Annotated in this window: 13 protein-coding genes; 5 read left to right on the top strand and 8 right to left on the bottom strand. The window is 38.2% G+C overall.

Going from position 1 to position 18,518, the window contains the following annotated elements; translation table 11 throughout:
• Positions 1-5 precede the first annotated feature (5 nt).
• The 5 genes from BGC7_RS00955 (at position 6) to BGC7_RS18270 (ending at position 12,302) form a co-directional block, all read left to right on the top strand.
• Positions 6-1,877, top strand: coding sequence for an alpha-L-fucosidase (locus BGC7_RS00955; RefSeq protein WP_050699671.1), 1,872 nt, complete (start codon positions 6-8; stop codon positions 1,875-1,877).
• Positions 1,877-4,150 carry a family 20 glycosylhydrolase gene (locus BGC7_RS00960; protein WP_050699672.1) on the top strand — a complete coding sequence of 758 codons (2,274 nt, stop codon included), beginning with the start codon at positions 1,877-1,879 and terminating at the stop codon, positions 4,148-4,150. The genes BGC7_RS00955 and BGC7_RS00960 overlap by 1 nt, the downstream gene beginning before the upstream one ends.
• 27 nt (positions 4,151-4,177) lie before the next feature.
• Positions 4,178-6,514 carry a glycoside hydrolase family 3 N-terminal domain-containing protein gene (locus tag BGC7_RS00965; RefSeq protein WP_050699673.1) on the top strand — a complete coding sequence of 779 codons (2,337 nt, stop codon included), beginning with the start codon at positions 4,178-4,180 and terminating at the stop codon, positions 6,512-6,514.
• Positions 6,515-6,529: 15 nt separating this feature from the next.
• Positions 6,530-8,785 carry a GH92 family glycosyl hydrolase gene (locus BGC7_RS00970; RefSeq protein ID WP_050699674.1) on the top strand — a complete coding sequence of 752 codons (2,256 nt, stop codon included), beginning with the start codon at positions 6,530-6,532 and terminating at the stop codon, positions 8,783-8,785.
• Positions 8,786-9,266: 481 nt separating this feature from the next.
• On the top strand, positions 9,267-12,302 hold the full coding sequence (locus tag BGC7_RS18270; RefSeq protein ID WP_082206393.1) for a VIT domain-containing protein: 3,036 nt from the start codon (positions 9,267-9,269) through the stop codon (positions 12,300-12,302).
• 73 nt (positions 12,303-12,375) lie between these two features.
• Here BGC7_RS18270 and BGC7_RS00980 read toward each other — a convergent pair whose 3' ends face one another.
• From BGC7_RS00980 to BGC7_RS01015, 8 genes are all read right to left on the bottom strand, one after another.
• Positions 12,376-12,729, bottom strand: coding sequence for a MarR family winged helix-turn-helix transcriptional regulator (locus tag BGC7_RS00980; protein WP_050699676.1), 354 nt, complete (start codon positions 12,727-12,729; stop codon positions 12,376-12,378).
• Between the two features lie 2 nt (positions 12,730-12,731).
• Complete coding sequence (gene trxA / locus BGC7_RS00985; RefSeq protein WP_242034408.1) at positions 12,732-13,160, bottom strand: thioredoxin; 429 nt, start codon at positions 13,158-13,160, stop codon at positions 12,732-12,734.
• A 79-nt stretch (positions 13,161-13,239) separates the two neighbouring features.
• Positions 13,240-13,857, bottom strand: a complete 618-nt coding sequence (locus BGC7_RS00990; RefSeq protein ID WP_050699678.1) for an SAM-dependent methyltransferase — start codon at positions 13,855-13,857, stop codon at positions 13,240-13,242.
• A gap of 10 nt (positions 13,858-13,867) precedes the next feature.
• Positions 13,868-14,152, bottom strand: coding sequence for a rhodanese-like domain-containing protein (locus BGC7_RS00995; RefSeq protein WP_242034402.1), 285 nt, complete (start codon positions 14,150-14,152; stop codon positions 13,868-13,870).
• Positions 14,153-14,178: 26 nt separating this feature from the next.
• Positions 14,179-14,394 (bottom strand): hypothetical protein, encoded by a 216-nt coding sequence (locus BGC7_RS01000; protein WP_185112929.1) that lies wholly within the window; start codon positions 14,392-14,394, stop codon positions 14,179-14,181.
• Between the two features lie 396 nt (positions 14,395-14,790).
• Entirely contained in the window at positions 14,791-14,976 is a 186-nt protein-coding gene (locus BGC7_RS01005) for a YgaP family membrane protein (RefSeq protein ID WP_050699680.1), read from the bottom strand.
• A 1-nt stretch (position 14,977) separates the two neighbouring features.
• Positions 14,978-15,289 carry a hypothetical protein gene (locus BGC7_RS01010; protein ID WP_050699681.1) on the bottom strand — a complete coding sequence of 104 codons (312 nt, stop codon included), beginning with the start codon at positions 15,287-15,289 and terminating at the stop codon, positions 14,978-14,980.
• A gap of 6 nt (positions 15,290-15,295) precedes the next feature.
• The gene (locus tag BGC7_RS01015) at positions 15,296-18,508 is read right to left on the bottom strand and encodes an efflux RND transporter permease subunit (protein ID WP_050699682.1); all 3,213 of its coding nucleotides are present in this window, start codon (positions 18,506-18,508) and stop codon (positions 15,296-15,298) included.
• Positions 18,509-18,518: the final 10 nt, after the last annotated feature.

The raw sequence follows: 18,518 nt of genomic DNA on the forward strand, positions 1-18,518 counted from the left end.
TAGACATGAGACATATTTCAATTTTATTTTACTCTGTTTTTTTACTACTGCTATCTTCATGTAGTAGTACTCTTCCTCCCAACCCATATGGAGCAATACCTTCTCCTGCTCAGCTCGAATGGCAGAAGATGGAATACTATATGTTCATTCATTTTGGGCCTAATACATTTACTGATGTAGAGTGGGGGGATGGGAAAGAAAATCCTAAGGTTTTTAACCCTTCCGATTTAGATTGTCGCCAATGGGCTGCAACAGCAAAGGCTGCCGGTATGAAGGGGATAATAATAACAGCAAAACATCACGATGGTTTTTGTCTTTGGCCTAGTAAATATAGTACACATACAGTACGTGAAAGTCCTTGGAAAGAAGGTAAGGGCGATTTGCTCAGAGAACTTTCGGATGCATGTAAAGAATATGGACTTAAATTTGGCGTATATCTTTCTCCTTGGGATCAGAACCATCCTGATTATGGAACCCCTGTGTATAATCAAACATTTGTCAATACATTGGATGAAGTGCTGAGTAATTACGGAGATGTGTTTGAGCAATGGTTTGATGGTGCTAATGGAGAAGGTCATAATGGTAAAAAACAGATTTATGACTGGGAACTGTTTAATAATACTGTGTATAAAAAACAGCGGGATGCAATTATATTCAGTGATATAGGTCCCGGATGTCGATGGGTTGGCAATGAAGAAGGCTATATGAGCGAAACCAACTGGTCGAGATTGAATGTAGAAGGATTCGAAGCCGGAAGAAAATCGCCTCCTCTCGATACATTAAATATAGGAAATACACATGGTGAAAAATGGGTGCCCGCTGAAGCAAATACATCTATCCGTCCGGGATGGTTCTTTAGCCCGTCTACAAATGATAAGGTGAAGTCTCTCGAAAAACTCTTAGACATTTATTACGCCTCGGCAGGACGAAATGCAAACCTATTACTTAATGTACCGCCTGACAGAAGAGGACGTATTCACCCCAACGATTCTACCCGTTTAATGGAATTTAGAAACGCTTTGGACAAATCGTTCGAAACGAATCTTGCAAAAGGAGCTGTTTCTGCCAGCTCTGTTCGGGGAGATTCTAAAAGTTATTCTCCCGATAATATTCTGGATGGAAATTATGATAGTTATTGGACTACCGATGATGATATTACCACTGCATCTATAGAGTTGCAATTTGCTTCATCCCGTACTTTCAACAGAATTCTTTTACAAGAGTATATTCCTCTTGGACAGAGAATAGCCCGTTTTAATATTGAATATTGGGATGATGATACCAATTCTTGGAAATTCTTATCCGATGGAACTACAATCGGTTATAAACGTATCTTATGTTTTCCGTCAATAACTACTTCTGGAATAAAAATTAATATAACAAATTCTTTTGCGTGCCCTATTATTAATAATCTGGAAATATACAATGCTCTCAATTTTTCCTCCGGTCTAAAAGAATCAATAGATATTCATGGAGGTATATCGACAGCTAAATGGTCTGTATTTTCGCCTGCATTGGAGAATGTTGGTAGAATAATTGATGGAAAAGATGATGACCCTATATCTCTGGCTATACAATACCCTGTTATCGTCGATTTGGGAGAGAGGGTTGAGTTTAAAGGCTTTTTCTATATTCCGCAAAACTCAGTGGGTGCAGCCAATGTTTCACGATACAATTTTTATGTTAGCGATGATAATAAAAGTTGGATTAAATTGAAATCAAATTCATTGTTTAATAATTTAAGGAATAATCCAATACGACAGGATGTCTTTTTCGACAAAGAAACTAAAGCTCGGTTTATTAAATTCGAAGCTCTCGAATTGACTAATGATGGGGATAAATACAATATTGTAGAACTAGGTATAATTAAGCCATAATGAATAATAAAACAATTATATTCTCTTTTTTTCTATTAGTTAGTAGTATTATTTCAGCTCAGAATGCGGAAAAAGATATTCCCTTAATCCCTTATCCTCAAAATGTAGAGGTAAGAACAGGAGCTTTTACTCTATCATCAAAGACACAATTGGTGCTGCAGGATAGAGGTTTGTTTTGGCAAGAAGCAGCTTATTTGCAGTCTTTAATAAACTCTCTTGTCGGACAAGGTCTGTCTGCTAAAGAAGGTGATAATCGCATTGTTATTACTTATTCTGACAAGATTGCCAAAAGCGAAGGATATGAGTTAGACATAATGCCGGCTCAGATACAATTATCGGCTGCTGATACCAAAGGAATGTTCTATGGTATACAAACCCTTCGGCAATTACTTGAAATATCGGGAAACAGCGAAGGTGGGCTAACTATTCCTTCAATGTATATATCCGACTATCCAGCTTTCGATTGGCGAGGGTCTATGATAGATGTTTCACGCCATTTTTTTTCTATCGAATATTTGAAGAAACATATCGACAGGCTGGCATTTTACAAGATGAATAAACTACATATTCATCTCACCGATGATCAAGGATGGAGAATAGAAATAAAAAAATATCCGGAGCTCACCGGTAAAGGCGCATGGCGCACATACAATAATCAGGATTCTATATGTATGAATTTGGCGAAAAGCAATCCGGACTTTGAGATCGACTCTCGTTATATTATAAAAAAAGGAGAGAAGGATCTATATGGTGGATATTATACTCAAGATCAACTTCGCGATTTAATACAGTATGCCGCAGCACGCCATATAGAAGTTATACCCGAAATAGATATGCCCGGACATATGATGGCGGCAATATCTACCTATCCCGAACTTACTGATGGGAAAATAGGGTGGGGCGAGTTATTTTCTACACCTATATGTCCATGCAAAGAAGGTGTTTATACATTTATAGAAAATATACTGGACGAAGTTGCAGCAATATTTCCGTCCCGATATATCCATATTGGAGCCGATGAGGTAGATAAAATAACATGGAAAGAGTCAGAATTGTGTAAAAAGCTAATGCAGGAAGAAAATATTACTGATGTTGAGAAGCTACAAAGCTACTTTGTTCATCGGGTACAAGATATAGCTCGTTCGAAAGGAAAAGAAATTCTTGTTTGGGATGAGGCATTAGATGGTGGAATTAATTCTGATGCTACTGTTATGTATTGGCGTGGATGGGTAGGTGATTCTCCCCGAAAAGCGGCATTGAATAACAATAAAGTGATTATGTCTCCTACTAACCCTCTCTATTTTGATTATGCTCCCGATAAAAGTTCGCTACATAGCATTTACAATATGAATGTTGTTTATGAAAATGTACCTGCCGAAAAATCTCATCTTATACAGGGTGCACAAGCTAATCTTTGGACAGAACAGATTCCGTCAGAGAACAGAGCCGACTTTCTTCTTTTTCCTCGTCTGACCGCATTGTCTGAACGAGTATGGACTAATCAGAACTTGTATGATAGTTATAGTCAGCGTCTCATAACTCATTTTCCTGTTTTCGATAAATTAGGAATTAAGTATCGCCTTCCCGATCTATCTGGCTTTGCTATGGAAAGTGTATTTACAAAGGAGGCTTTCTTCAATGTTAAAAATCCTCTTCCTGAGATGCAAGTGCGTTATACGACCGACGGTAGTGTTCCTAGCCTGCACTCCTCTATACTTGATTCCCCTATCAAAATAACCGAACCTATACAGTTAAAGTTTGCATTGTTTAGCCCTGCCGGCTCAAAAGGAGATATTTATACCGTTAATTACAGAAGAGTTTCGATGCCAAAAGCTATAAAGCTTAATGCAACAGAGGTGAAGCAAGGTTTGTTGTGTCGTTTCTATGATGGTCTTGTAAAAGGTACGACAGAAATTAAAGAACAATGGGATAAAGAGCAACAAGTCGCATCTATTACTGTTCCAAAAGATTTTGTAACATCAGCTTTTGCCCTGAAATACGCAGGATATATCAATGTGCCTGAAACAGGCATCTATACCTTTTTCCTTACTTGCGACGATGGAGGTGTACTTAGCATCAACAATAAAGTTGTTGTAGATAATGATGGATTGCATTCTGCTATCGAAAAAAGTGGGCAGGCTGCTTTAGCAAAAGGATATAACGCTTTCCAACTCAACTTTGTGGAAGGTGGTGGAGGCTTTACCTTAAGACTTCAGTATAGTTTCAATGGTTCCGAACCTAAAGATATACCCGATAGCTGGTTTGCTTATTAACGGACTTACTACTTATAAAATAATCTCATGAAAACGACTATATATCTTTTTTGTATTCTTTTTTTTAGTATTTCATCTCTCTCGGCACAACAATCTTTCAAGTACAAAGATCCTACATTAAGTGTAGAAGAACGTACTAAAGACCTGTTGAGGCTTATGACTCTGGAAGAAAAAATAGGACAGCTTCTCTGTCCTTTGGGATGGGAAATGTATGAGAAAAAAGAAGGTAAGATAACACATTCTGCCAAGTTTGAAGAATATGTAAGCAAACAACATATTGGTATGCTATGGGCTACCTACAGAGCTGATCCTTGGACTAAAAAAACACTTGAGAATGGTTTAACTCCGGCTCAGGCAGCAGAAGCAGGAAATGTTTTGCAGCGTTATGTTATGGAAAATACCCGCTTGGGAATACCTGTCTTCTTGGCCGAAGAGGCTCCTCATGGGCATATGGCTATAGGCACTACGGTGTTTCCTTCGGGGATAGGACAGGCTGCAACGTGGAATCCTTCCCTTGTAGAGAAGATGGGAGAAGCTATATCTAAAGAGATACGTTTGCAGGGAGGACATATAAGCTACGGGCCTGTACTCGATCTGTCTCGTGATCCACGCTGGTCTCGGGTAGAAGAGAGCTTTGGAGAAGATCCTGTACTTACTGCCGAGATAGGAGCTGCTATAGTGAGAGGTACTGGAAAAGGAAATATTAGAGATCAATTTGCTACCATTGCCACTCTGAAACACTTCACCGCTTATGGTATACCCGAAGGAGGGCATAATGGGAATACAGCTACTGTCGGCCCACGCGAACTTTTGGATAATTTTTTACCCCCTTTCAAGAAGGCAATCGAAGCAGGAGCTTTATCTATAATGACGGCCTATAATTCTATAGATGGAGTGCCGTGTACATCAAATAAATACCTATTGACAGATATATTGCGTGATGATTGGAAATTCAGAGGATTTTCTGTTTCCGATCTTGGTAGTATAGAAGGCATTCATGAAAATCATGCTGTCGCTTCGTCTGTGAAAGAAGCTTCCACCTTGGCTATTAATGCCGGACTCGATGCCGATTTGGGAGGAAAAGCATATCTGCAATTGATAGATGCAGTTCGTGAAGGCAAAGTACAGGAAGCTGTGATTGATACTGCAGTCTGTCGTATTCTTCGTCTCAAATTTGAAATGGGGTTGTTCGACAATCCTTATGTAGATAGTAAAAAAGCGGCAACAGAAGTTCGAAATGACTCACATGTTACATTAGCCCGCAAGGTAGCACAGGAATCTATTGTTTTATTAAAGAATGAGAATGGTACTCTTCCTTTATCCAAGAAGGTAAAGATCGCCTTAATTGGCCCCAATGCAGATAATATATACAATATGCTGGGAGACTATACTGCTCCACAAGAAACAAAAAATATTAAAACTGTGCTGGATGGCTTGAAGAGTAAAACGCAAAATAGTCGTATAGAGTATGTAAAAGGATGTGCCATACGCGATACTGCTAACCTTTCTATAGACGAGGCTGTTGCAGCTGCTAAGCGTGCCGATATAGCTATTGTTGTGGTTGGAGGCTCCAGTGCTCGCGACTTTAAGACTAAATATATTGAGACAGGAGCTGCTGTTGCGTCCGAAGAAAGTGTCTCTGATATGGAGAGTGGGGAAGGTTTTGACAGATCAACTCTTGATTTGCTGGGAAAGCAAGAGGAACTCCTCAAGGCTATCAAAGAAACAGGTAAACCTATGATCGTTATTTATATACAAGGACGTCCTTTGAATATGAATTGGGCGGCTGATAATGCTCAGGCATTACTTACAGCATGGTATCCGGGGCAAGAAGGCGGTTTAGCGATTGCCGATGTTCTTTTCGGAGATTACAATCCGGCAGGACGATTACCTATATCAGTGCCGAGATCGGTAGGACAGATTCCTGTATATTACAATCGTAAAAATCCGTGGGGACATAATTATGTTGAAATCACATCTAAACCTTTATATACGTTTGGTTATGGATTAAGCTATTCTTCATTCGAATATAAAGATCTGAAGATAACAGAAAAAGGTGAAAGTGGATATACAGTGTCCTTAAAGGTGAAAAATGCCGGGCTATACGATGGCGATGAAGTTGTGCAACTTTATATTAGAGACGAATTTGCTTCTGTGGTACAACCTGTAAAGCAATTAAAACATTTCGAACGAGTTAAACTGAAAAAAGGGGAAACTAAAAATATTGTTTTCTCTCTATCCAATAGCGATTTGTCTATCATAAATGAAAAAATGGAGAGAATTGTTGAGCCGGGCACTTTCTCTCTTCTGATAGGAGCTTCAGCCGACGATATTAGGCTTGAAGGTAAACTAAATGTAAAATAACTAAATCATTGTATCATGAATATATTAAAACAAATATTAACGTGTGGGGTTCTTCTCGGCGGACTATTCTGTTCTTGTGCCAATCAACAGAACGAAAATAACAATTTAGCCGAACTCACGCAGTATGTTGATCCATACATCGGTACGGGAGATCACGGGCATGTTTTTATGGGAGCGAATGTTCCTTTCGGATTGGTTCAACTAGGCCCTACGAATCTGAGTACAGGTTGGGATTGGTGCTCGGGTTATCACTATTCCGATTCTACAATATTAGGATTTGGTCATATGCACCTTAGTGGAACGGGTATAGGCGATTTGGGAGATATAAGCCTGATGCCTGTATTGGGTGATGTAAAATTAGAGAAAGGTACTTTACCCGATCCTTCTACCGGGCTGTATTCTTTTTTCTCACACGAACGGGAGACTGCAAAAGCCGGATATTATGCTGTTCATCTCGATAGATTCGGTATAGATGTAGAACTGACAGCTACAAAGAGGGTTGGTTTTCATAAATATACATTTCCCGAGTCGGATGATGCCCGGATTATTATCGATTTGGAACGTGGCATAGGCTGGGATACACCAACAAAAGGATATGTTGTTCAGGAGAACGACTCTGTTGTATCAGGATACCGTTATTCAAGGGGGTGGGCTAAAGATCAACGAGTATATTTTACAGCTGTCTTTTCTAAACCAATTACGGGTTTTTCGGTACTCGATACCACCCGGATAAGCGATACTCGCAAAGAGGAAATGCATAGTGTTTTTGCCCAAGTACATTTGTCTAAAAGTCTGAAGAATGAACCCGTATTTGTAAAAGTAGCTTTGTCTCCTGTTAGTATAGATAATGCTAAGTTGAACATGGAGCAAGAACTCTCCGGTTGGAATTTTGATCAAACGGTTGCCGAGGCCGATAAAGCATGGAATGAGGAACTGAATAAAGTGAAGATAGAAACTAATGATATACATGTCAAGCGTACATTTTATACAGCATTGTATCATACAATGATTGCTCCATCTGAGTTTTGTGATGTAAATGGAGACTATTATGGTGCTGATCAACAGAATCACTCTTCCGACGGATTTGTCAACTATACTACTTTTTCTTTGTGGGATACCTATAGGGCTGCACATCCGTTGATGTCGATTATTCACCCCGAAAAGATGAAGGATATAATAAATACAATGCTTCATATATATAGCCAGCAAGGCAAGCTGCCTGTATGGCATCTTATGGGGTGCGAAACAGATTGTATGGTTGGTAATCCGGCTATTCCTGTAGTTGCTGATGCCATACTGAAAGGTTATGACGGATTCGATTATAATCTGGCATACGATGCAATGAAAGCGTCTGCTATGTTTGATGACAGGAGTCTCGATCTTCTTAAGAAGTATGGATATATACCTTACGATAAGGATAAATCATTTGAGACAGTAGCTAAGGGGCTCGAATATGCCATAGCAGACTGGTCGTTGGCTCAGATTGCAAAAAAGATGGAGAAAAACGATGACTATGAATACTTCAGTAAACGGGCAATGTCTTATAAGTACTACTTCGATACGCAAACTCGTTTTATGAGAGGAGTTTCTTCACAAGGGAAATTTCGTGAACCTTTCGATCCCATTCATTCTATCCACATGGGTGATGATTATACCGAAGGTAATGCTTGGCAATACACATGGCTTGTGCCTCACGACATACCGGGACTTATTAATCTAATGGGAAGTAAAGATATTTTTATCAATAAACTGGACTCCTTATTCACCATACAAGGAGATATGGGTAAGGAAGCTTCTCCCGATATTAGTGGATTAATCGGACAATATGCTCATGGAAATGAGCCTAGTCATCACATTCTGTATATTTATCCGTATGTTGGTCAACCTTGGAAAACCGCAGATAAGGTGCGGGAGGTGATGTCTTCATTCTATTCTGATAGTCCGGCAGGATTGTCCGGAAATGAAGATGTCGGACAGATGTCAGCATGGTATATACTCTCTGCTCTGGGTTTTTATCAGGTAGAACCGGCAGGAGGTAAGTATATTTTTGGTAGTCCTCTTATTGATAAGGCCGAAATAAAAGTAAAAGATGGTAAGGTCTTTTCTATTATCGCTAAAAATAATAGCTCTGAGAATAAATATATACAAAATATAAAATTGAATGGAAAAGCCTACAATAGTTATTATATTGATTTCAAAGATATTGCAGTAGGCGGACTATTGGAAATAGAGATGGGTAATACACCTTCCAAAACTTATGGTGTACAATAAATGAACTAAGGAAACTTAGGCCGCTATATTTTTATACCTCTAAAGATGTAAATTATGTTTTAAATCTTTAGGGGTATTTTTATTTTCAATTGTCATAGGGTTAAAGTTCGGATAAGAGAGCTTATTCGTTAGTAATACAAATCTGCATCTGAAATTATTTTATTGTTTGTAAAGATTTATCTATAAGGTAAATATATTTCTTGTAGTAATGATTAAAGTAATAAACGAAAGAAGAGTGAAAACCGTTACATTCGTTACTTTTTAGTTAAAACGATGATTCGTGAAAAGTGTAAAACGAAAGGTGAAAATAGAATGAAAACCTGTAAGGTTTGTCAGGTTTTAGTTAAAATTTCGATTGTCGAAACAGATAGAGTAATTATTTCAAATGATGTTAATCTTATTTGTATTATGGAATATATAGAGCATTATTCTCTATAACTTGTAAAGTAGATTCTAAATATTCACACAAACAATAACTCCTATGAAAAAGTTTTTTATGTATTTGTTAGCTTTAGTCTGTTCGGGTACTATATCCGCTCAGATGCCTTCTATAGCGAGTGCAGATAATGCAGTTGTATTCCAAAAGTTGCGAATAGATGTCAAGATTGTAGGTAATGTAGCTTCATCCACATGGACAATGACGTTTGAGAATAAATCTCATCGCACGATGGAAGGAAATCTTACTTTTCCTTTGGGTGAAGGCATTGCTGTAGACAATTATGCTATCGACATAAATGGGAAAATGCGTAATGCTGTTCCTGTAGAAAAAGCAAAAGCTACAACTGTATTCGAGGACATATCACGAAGAAAAGTCGATCCGGGTATATTGGAAAAAATAGACGGAAACAGTTTTCGCACACGAATATATCCTATAGCAGCAAGGGGTGGAACTCGTACGGTTTCTATAGGATTCAATGAGGAATTGACAGTAGAAGATAATATGCTGAAGATGAACATTCCTCTTGCATTTAAAGAAAAGTTAAAAGACTTTACTGTCAATATTGATGTTATAGAGAGTGCTTTACCTCCTAAGATAGTAAACAGTAGTCAGTTTGTTTTTGAAAAAGCTGAACAAACATATAGCCTAAGCAAAACTTTTAAAGATTATATACCTGACAACTCGATAAATATTGTTATTCCGAAAAGTTCGAATGTACCTGAAGTTAGTATACAGAAGCTGAACAATAGTTATTACTTTCTGGCTAATGTAATGATAGAGGGACAAAAACGGGTTAAGCCTCAACCAAAACATATAACTATTCTTTGGGATCAATCACTTAGTTGCGAAAGCCGTAATCTAAAAAAAGAGCTGGAAATGCTAGGCGCTTATATAACTAAAGTGCAGCCCGCAACTGTACGTCTGATTGCTTTCAGCAACGATATAATAGAAGATAAAGATTATACTGTGAACGGAACAGACTGGAGCAATTTGGAAAAGCGGCTGAGGGCTACAATTTACGATGGTGCGACTAATTATGCTCCATTGAAACTAAAAAAATATAGAACGGATGAATTCATTCTTTTTAGTGATGGATTGGCCAATTATGTAGGTGAAGAATTAGAAATTGGTAGATCGGCTGTATATACTATAGCCTCCAATCCTAAGAGTAATTTCTCTTTACTTAAAAGTATTGCATCTAGGTCGAAAGGTGAATTTATTAATCTCAATGTGTTAGATACAGGACAGGCAGTAGACCTGTTAAGCACTCAGGTTTTTAAATTTTTGGGAGTAAAAGAGAGTAGAAGTGAAAATAATGGAGCTTTATTGCTTTCTCAGAATACAAATGAGTATTATCCCTCCATACCTACTGCCGTTTCCAATAATATACTGATTGCAGGTTGTGTTGCCAACTACGGGCAGGCGATTACCCTTCAGTTTGGATATAGTGGAGATGTAACAGTTGAACGTACTATAGAAATAAAAGGGAAAACAACCGACAAACTCGACCTTAGCCGTATATGGGCAGGCAAAAAGATTGATGAGTTGGATATGGAGTATGATAAAAACAGAAAAGAGATAGAGGAGTTAGGACGGAGATATGGTATTGTTACTCGTAATACTTCATTGATGGTACTTGAAGAAGTTCGTGACTATATCCGTTATAATATAGACCCTCCGGCTGAATTGAGGGCTGAGTATGATCAACTAAGGGGACGAACTCCTAATAATAAGAATAGCTTTGAGCAATCTATTTTCAATCTTGAATATCTGTTGGCACGTCTCGATAAATGGTATAATTGGCAAACTCCGGTAGTAAAAAAAGAAAGACCAATAAACAACTCTGTGAAGAATAATAACAAGTTTGTCCCTCCTGCTATTGTAAGTGACAATGAAGTTACAGAAAGTTCTTTTGTTATGGAAGATAATTCTGATATTTTAGAAGAGGTGGTAGTCGTTGGATATGGAACACAGAAAAAATCACATGCTACAGGAAGTGTATCGTCTGTTCACTCTTCTGAATTGAGTTCGGCACTGAGTGGTAAAGTTGCCGGAGTATCTGTTACTAATGCAGAAGAAAAGAAATCGGTATCTAAAGATGCTGTTTCAGATGCAAGTAATAAAGATATCTCAATAAATGTACAACAAGCAGAGAATAATACTATACCTACAAGTGTATTTAAACCTCATGTCGCTGAAAATAGGAAATATCTGTCTACGATAGAAAATGCGGACGATAGCTATATTGCTTATCTGGAATGCAGGAACGAGTATCGTACTTCGACTAAATTCTATTTCGATGTTGCTCAGTTCTTTGCCGACAGGAATGAGAAAGAAATCGCTTTGCGTATATTGTCTAACATAGCCGAACTGGATCAGGAAAACTATGAACTATACAAAGGTCTTGGTTACAAGCTAAAGGCTATGGGACAACATCATGCAGCCAGCTATGTGTTCAAAAAAGTTTTGGCATGGCGTCCTATGGAACCTCAACCATATAGAGACTACGGACTTTCGCTGGTTGATGAAGGTAAACTGCAAGAAGGGTTAGATATGCTGATTGAAGGTATAACCCGTAAATATGCTGCTAATATTCCAAATCTTTTTAGAGGAGTTCAAGAAATATTCTTTACCGACATAAATGGATTAGTAGCCAGATATCCCGATCTTAAAGTAAAGGAGGATTTCCGGAAATATGTAAAACCTGTAGACTCTGATGTGCGTGTGATACTCAGCTGGAATCTTGCCGACTCTTATATCGACCTGCATATCACCGATCCTAATAGTGAGCTTTGCGATTACAGAAATATGAATACCAGTACAGGAGGACAGTTTTCATCCGATTTTGCAGGAGGATATGGACCTCGTGAATTTATACAACACAAAGCTGTAAAGGGTACTTACCGCATTCAGACTAACTACTATGGTGATAATATACAGAAAGTCGCAGGTCCGGCTATGATTATGGTAGAGGTCTATAAAAACTTTGGTACATTCAAAGAGCAACGAACTATTGTTGCTGTACATCCGAATACGACTAAAGGTAGCATGTTCGATGTAGGTGAATTGGTATGGTAGCAAGCCCAACCTTGTAACAACGTTTCCGGACATAGGCAATGAGACTATGTCCGGATTATTTGTTGCTATCTGATTAAGTTAGTGTCTTTATCTGCTTCAGAAGACTAGCAATCTCACCTTCTTCTTTTTTTATCATTTTGAGAATATCATTGCCCAATTGTGTCAGGGTAAAATACATCTGACGTTTGTCTTCTTTCCCTAATGCCCGCTCAATGAATCCTTTGTTTTCTACCGATTTTATAACCTTCGATGTATTGGAGCCACTCAAAGCCAAAGCTTCGGCGAGTTCAGAAGAAGAAAGTTTCTTTTCTTTCAGGCTACACAAAAGCATACCTTCATTTAGAGACAGATCATGTTTCTGCTGAAAATATTCTTCAAACTCTCTTATCGAACGATAAATATCCCGTATGGTACAAAGCGTTTTCATCCTTATTTTTTTTCTAACAATATCTCATTTATTAACTTCTTAAATTCACTTTTAGGCAGAGCACCCTGAACCATTTGTGGTTTTCCGTTCTTTGGAACAAATAAAAGAGAGGGGATACTTCTTATTCCGAATACGGCAGCCAGTTCTTGTTCTTGTTCTGTATCTATTTTATAGATATAAATTTCTTTATCATATTCTTCGGCCAACTCTTCCAATACAGGAGCTATTGCTTTACAAGGGCCACACCAGTCTGCATAAAAGTCTATGATTGCCGGTTTGTCGCCCAGATACTTCCATTCGTTAGGATTAGCCTCGTAATTTGCTATTTTAGTAAGAAAGTCGATTTTATTTAATTTTATTGTTTTCATTTTATTTTCTACTATTTTTGTTTCACTTTTATTTGTTGATGAAGACTGTCCGTTGCAAGACATAAAGTGCATGCTCGAGATGATTATTAAAGTCGCTGTAATTATTTTTTTCATTTATTATCTGTGTTATTAGATTATTGTATCATTTTTTTCTCCCAAAGAAACGTATTACTGATCCTGTCCCTTTATGTCCAGCTCCTTCGCTTAGTTCTATTTCTATTTGTTCCAGGTTGATAATTTCAAGTTCGGGAAAATCTGTTTTTATTTCATCTGTAGAATATAACATATCGACATCGGAAGGTCCTCCTACCGAAGAATTTATTTGCTGGTACTCTAAATGCTCTTTGCTAAATCCTTCCAGAATTATATACCCTCCCGATTTTAGCAAAGATAATAACATTTTATAGTATTCAGTCCTTTTGCTATGTGCTATATGGACATATATAAGTGCTATTGCATCATAATAATCAGGAATATAATTTTCTTTTGCTTCTTCAAAATCAATTACTTTGTACATTATGTTTACACCGTTCTTTACTGCCAACTGCATCGCTTTTTCTTTGGCTTGTTTGCTTTGGTCGAAAGCATCTACTGTCCATCTCTTTTTTGCTGAGTAGACACCATTACGGCTTTCTCCGTCAGCCGGGAGTAAGATTTTACCGGGAGGCAAAGTGTCGATTATTTCTTTGAAATAGTTGTTTGACGCTTCTCCATAGGCATATTCCTTACCACTATATTTTGTGTCCCATCTTCCGTTCATACTTGATGCTTTATAAAATTATCAATCTGAAATTAATCCAACTACCTCCATTGTGACAATTAGAGAAGCCATTCTTTTTCATCAGGCTCACAGCACTGGAACTTCTCATACCGCTGGCACATACTACAACAAAGCATTGAGTCTTGTCTAGCTTTTGCAAATGCTTACTCAATTCATCCAAAGGAATGTTTTTCGAGTTTCTGATATTCCCACTTGCATATTCACTTTTTGTCCGGACATCCAAAAGAGATGCACCATTTTCTAAAAGCTCTCTTAACTCAGCTTTAGAATTCATGTTAAACATATTCTTTAGAAACTGTATCATTGTTGTCTATCTGTTCTTGAAAAAAACATACTCAGTAATGTGGCTCCCAATAGTGTCCCCCATAATATACTCATGGTAGGAGATGCGGTAATAGGGCATGTACCTGTGCTACATCCTATATAGTACCAATATATGTATCCTCCTGCTCCTCCGATGAGCCCTCCTACCAGATAGGGCCAGTTCTTTTTTGCTAATCTGATTATTTTGTCCATTTTTTGTCCATTTTAAATTGTCCTATCAAAGTATTTTTGATTTGAAACTACTGATTTATGAATTTATATAGTCATCGCTTTTAACTAAAAAGTAATGAAAGTAACTGTTTTTATCTGTTTTTATTTGTCGCTTTTCTATCCGTTTTAACTAAAACCTGACAAAGTTGTACACATTTTCTTCTGTTTCACAATTATCATTATTCAGCTCTCTTGGTTTCGCTCAAGCTTCTACCTCGGAGAAGTTCGAAGAGCTTCTCTATAGATAAATCTTTTAAATTCAACGACTAAATCTCTTTATATACAAATATAGGAATAAAATTCCATAAGAAAATAATTCTATAGGAATATTATATAGTTTTTTTCTATGGTTGATAAATCTTTTCTTGTTTGTAACAACTATTTAATATTAAGCTTTTTCAAGATCAATTCGAGAGGACAAAACTTAGTAAAAGATGACTGAATAAGGTTGATTGCTACAAAAGCAGGAAGTAATAACCAACCTGCCGAAACTAAATATGCAAGGATAGTTCCTGTTAATACAAGTGTTCCTGCCACGATTCGGATAATATATTCTCGTTTCATATCATAAAAATTTTGAAAAGTTTTCTATATCTAGTATAAACGCATGCACCGGAAACGGATTTTGGGTTTCCTCGTTACACTTGTCTATTTTTGAAATGGTTTTATTCGCTATTTCTTCGGTGGTAAAGCTGAATAGCATAATAGAATTTGTTTTGGCATCGCCGGCATTGGCGGCAAACCAACCCGGGTTTTCCTTCTTTTTCTTGTACCCAATAATATTACTTACACTAAATCTTTTTATACCTGTATTTTGGAGCAGGTCGGCTACCTGCTCCTGATGCTCTTTTATGCTTAATACGACTAATAATTTCATAACAGTTTATTTTATTTTATTTTTCAGCATTTTGTAATACAACAGAGGAACCACAATAAGGGTAAGTATTGTAGAGGTTATTGTTCCTCCCATCAGAGAGATTGCCAATCCTTGAAATATGGGATCGAAAAGTATTACTATAGCACCCAATACCACTCCTCCGGCGGTAAGTATAATGGGTGTAGTGCGTACAGCACCGGCCTCTATTACTGCTTGTTTGAGAGGAACACCTTCTTTCAGGCGTATATCTATAAAGTCTATCAGGAGTACTGAGTTTCGTACCATAATACCCGCCAGGGCGATGAAACCTATCATAGAAGGTGCACTAAAGTAAGCCCCCATAATCCAATGTCCGAATATGATACCTATCAGAGATAGTGGTATAACTGATAGCTGTACTAATGGGGTGATAAAGTTCTGAAACCATGCTACAATGAGCACATAGATAATAATAAGCACAAATAAGAATGCCAGTCCCAAATCACGAAAGACTTCGTAAGTGATTTGCCATTCGCCATCCCATTTCAGAGAAAAATTGTCTTCATACTTGGGTTGCTCGCTATACTCTTCCGATAGGGTATAGCCTTCGGGTAGTTTTATCGACGATAGCTTTTCCGACACCTCTGTAATCGGGTAAACAGGACTTTCCAAATTTCCGGCCACCTCAGTAAGAACATATACTACACGTTTCTGATCTTTACGATGTATGCTCTTGTCTTTTTCTCCCTCTGTTACATTTATCAGATCGCCTATCGGGATAGTCATTCCTTGTTGGTTTATAGCTTTCATACTAAGTACTTCTTCTATGCTCGATTTATCCTTGTCGGGTAATTGGAGGTTTATTCCTATCTGATTTACAGTCGAAGGGTGATGTAGTATGTCCACCTGCATACCCGATAGAGCGGCCTGTACGTTTTGTACTATCTGAGCATTAGGTATTCCTAGCTTCATAGCCTTGTCTTTGTCTACTTCAAATTTGTATTCCGTCTGGTTGTCCTCTACAGACCAATCTACATCTACTACATTTTCCGTTGCTACCAGCAGGTCTTTCACTTGCTTTGCCACTGCTATTTGCTGCGTATAGTCCGGCCCGTATATTTCGGCAACAATGGTAGACATTACCGGTGGGCCCGGTGGAACTTCTACTACTTTCACATTGGCATTATATCTTTTACCTATATTTTGCAATTCTGAACGCATCGACTTGGCTATGTCGTGGCTTTGTTCGCTTCGGCTGCCTTTGTCTACCAGATTTACTTGTATGTCGGCTACATTATCGCCCATGCGCATGTCGTAGTGACGTACCAAGCCATTGAAGCTGATAGGTGCTGATGTGCCTATGTATGTCTGATAGTTAGTAACCTTGTTGTTTCTTCCTATATATATGGATAGTTCTTTGGCTACGGCAGCAGTACGCTCAAGGGTTGTACCCTCGGGCATATCTATAATTACCTGAAATTCGTTCTTATTGTCGAACGGTAACATTTTTACAGGTACCGATTTTGTGTAGAACAGAACAAAAGAACCTAGCAGAACAACGCTTAGTGTAATCATAAAAGTCCAGCGCTTTTTCCTGCTTTCGAGAAAAGGGGAAACAATATGCGAGTATATTTTATATATTTTGGTTTTATGCAAAATTTGTTCGGAATCTTCAGCTCCTTCTGTATTTGAGCCTCCTTTTTGTTCTTTATGTCTTAAGAATAGATATCCGAAATAGGGGGTGAGGGTAAGGGCTACAAGCAATGAAAATATCATGGCTATGGATGCCCCGATGGGCATCGGACTCATATAAGGGCCCATCATACCAGAGACGAATGCCATAGGTAATACAGCTGCAATAACGGTAAGTGTAGCCAATATTGTAGGATTACCTACTTCATTTATCGCATACAAGGCTGCTTGCAATGGCGGTAATTTTTTCATCTTGAAGTGGCGGTGCATATTCTCAGCAATGACAATGGAATCGTCAACCACAATACCCGTAACGAAGACCAATGCAAACAGAGTTATCCTGTTGAGGGTATATCCTAAGAAATAATAGGCAAATAGTGTGAGTGCAAATGTAACGGGTACGGAAAGGAAGACCACCAGTCCGCCACGCCATCCCATTGCTGCCATTACGAAAAGTGTGACCACGACGATAGCAATAGACAAGTGCCATAGCAGCTCAGATACTTTATGTGAAGCTGTTTCTCCATAGTTGCGTGTGGTTTCTACTTGTATGTCGTTCGTTATCACGTCTTTTTTTAAATGTTCTACTTTTTCGATGACTACTTCGGCGAGTCTCATGGCGTCTGCACCTTTTTTCTTTGCAACAGAAATTGTTACGGCCGAATAGTCGTCTGGCATAGCTGCTCTTTTGTCGACTGAATTAGCTCCATATCCGAAGGAAACATAGCGTTGAGCTGTTTCAGGACCGTCTTCTATTTCGGCTATCTGATATAGATATACAGGCTGATTGGTATTTGTTCCTACTATCAGATTCTTCACTTCGTCTACATTGGCAAAAAAGTTTCCTGTACGAACAGAATATACCATATCGACTGTAACTATGTTTCCGCTGTGCATCTGTGCATTATTAGCCTGCAATGCTTGAGATATAGTACCGAAATCGAGTTTGTTTTCGGCCATTTTATCTTTGTCGAGCATCACTTTCACTTGCCTGCTTCGCCCTCCTATAATATTTATTTGTGAAACGTCTGGTATCTTTTTTATCTCGTTGCCAACCACTTCTGCTACTTGCCGTATCTGATAATCGCCTACATTGTCGCTCCAGAGGGTAAATGCCAGTGCGGGTACATCGTCAATAGCCCGTGTTTTTACCAGAGGCATAGTCGCTCCCTGTGGCATGCGATCCATATTCTTTATTATTTCGTTGTAGAGTTTCACCAGTGAGCGCTCTACATCTTCTCCCACATAAAACTGGACAGTGAGCATGGCCATGCCGTTCATTGAGGTAGAATAGACATGTTCCACGCCTTTTATATTTGATATTATTTTTTCGATGGGCTGCACCAGACCCGATTCCACTTCCAGAGGTGTAGCTCCCGGGTAACCGATCATAATATCGGCCATAGGAACTTCTATCTGAGGCTCTTCTTCTCTTGGTATAAAGTATATACTAAATATGCCAAGGAGTATGAAAGCAAACATGAGTAGAATGCTCAGTTTCGATTTAATAAATGCTCCGGCTATTTTTCCTGAAATTCCGTTTTCCATAATTTGCTCG

It is taken from the genome of Dysgonomonas sp. BGC7, assembly GCF_001261735.1.
In the GTDB taxonomy this organism is placed as follows: domain Bacteria; phylum Bacteroidota; class Bacteroidia; order Bacteroidales; family Dysgonomonadaceae; genus Dysgonomonas.

What these genes read in the sequence shown, in the direction of transcription:
- BGC7_RS00955 (WP_050699671.1), top strand. Translation starts at nt 6, where the DNA reads ATGAGACATATTTCAATTTTATTTTACTCTGTTTTTTTACTACTGCTA.
- BGC7_RS00960 (WP_050699672.1), top strand. Translation starts at nt 1,877, where the DNA reads ATGAATAATAAAACAATTATATTCTCTTTTTTTCTATTAGTTAGTAGT.
- BGC7_RS00965 (WP_050699673.1), top strand. Translation starts at nt 4,178, where the DNA reads ATGAAAACGACTATATATCTTTTTTGTATTCTTTTTTTTAGTATTTCA.
- BGC7_RS00970 (WP_050699674.1), top strand. Translation starts at nt 6,530, where the DNA reads ATGAATATATTAAAACAAATATTAACGTGTGGGGTTCTTCTCGGCGGA.
- BGC7_RS18270 (WP_082206393.1), top strand. Translation starts at nt 9,267, where the DNA reads ATGAAAAAGTTTTTTATGTATTTGTTAGCTTTAGTCTGTTCGGGTACT.
- BGC7_RS00980 (WP_050699676.1), bottom strand. Translation starts at nt 12,729, where the DNA reads ATGAAAACGCTTTGTACCATACGGGATATTTATCGTTCGATAAGAGAG.
- trxA (WP_242034408.1), bottom strand. Translation starts at nt 13,160, where the DNA reads ATGTCTTGCAACGGACAGTCTTCATCAACAAATAAAAGTGAAACAAAA.
- BGC7_RS00990 (WP_050699678.1), bottom strand. Translation starts at nt 13,857, where the DNA reads ATGAACGGAAGATGGGACACAAAATATAGTGGTAAGGAATATGCCTAT.
- BGC7_RS00995 (WP_242034402.1), bottom strand. Translation starts at nt 14,152, where the DNA reads ATGAATTCTAAAGCTGAGTTAAGAGAGCTTTTAGAAAATGGTGCATCT.
- BGC7_RS01000 (WP_185112929.1), bottom strand. Translation starts at nt 14,394, where the DNA reads ATGGACAAAATAATCAGATTAGCAAAAAAGAACTGGCCCTATCTGGTA.
- BGC7_RS01005 (WP_050699680.1), bottom strand. Translation starts at nt 14,976, where the DNA reads ATGAAACGAGAATATATTATCCGAATCGTGGCAGGAACACTTGTATTA.
- BGC7_RS01010 (WP_050699681.1), bottom strand. Translation starts at nt 15,289, where the DNA reads ATGAAATTATTAGTCGTATTAAGCATAAAAGAGCATCAGGAGCAGGTA.
- BGC7_RS01015 (WP_050699682.1), bottom strand. Translation starts at nt 18,508, where the DNA reads ATGGAAAACGGAATTTCAGGAAAAATAGCCGGAGCATTTATTAAATCG.